Genomic DNA, 723 nt, shown 5'->3' on the forward strand with positions numbered 1-723 from the left:
GTATGGCGGGGTTGTTTCTCGGTTTTGCGGTCAATCGTGCCATGAGCCGCCGCGCGGGGCATACTCTGGCTTATCAGCCACGCCTGATGCCATCCGGGGACGATAGTTGTCAGGCTGTGGTGATTAAGCCTGCATCGCAATAAAAGGCCGCGAAAAGGCCTGATAAAAGGAGACTTCAATGCGACGAGGATATCGTTTCGCAGCAGTGTGGCTTGTAATCCTGAGTGCCGTACTGGCGGCATGCTCCGACCCTTCTTCTGAACCTTCAGCCCAGCGCGGTGAGCCTTTGGTGACCGGTCTGCCTGATTTCACTCGCCTGGTCGAAAAGGAAGGTCCGGCGGTGGTGAATATCAGCACCGTGACGCACCGGGATGAGTCCTCTGCCGCAGATCAGCTCAAGCAGCTGCCTGAATTTTTCCAGCATTTTTTCGAACAGTTCGGTGGTGAAGGTGAAATACCGTCGTTGCCGGAGCAGGAAGATACCCGCTCATTGGGCTCGGGTTTTATCATTTCCGCAGATGGTTACGTGCTGACCAATAACCATGTGGTGGCGGAAGCCGATGAGATCATGGTGCGCCTGCAGGATCGCCGTGAGCTGCCCGCCGAGTTGGTGGGGGCTGATGAACAGAGTGATCTGGCGTTGCTGAAAGTGGATGCCGGTGATCTGCCCGTGGTGGATATCGGCTCCTCTGCCGACCTGAAAGTGGGTGAATGGGTGCTGGC

At 56.7% G+C, this 723-nt stretch carries 1 protein-coding gene; it reads left to right on the forward strand.

What is annotated here, in order from left to right; genetic code table 11:
- Positions 1-178: 178 nt before the first annotated feature.
- The coding region (locus A3754_RS03150; protein WP_197468416.1) for a trypsin-like peptidase domain-containing protein at positions 179-723 on the forward strand (545 nt) is incomplete at its 3' end.

This window comes from Alcanivorax sp. HI0083 (assembly GCF_001635175.1).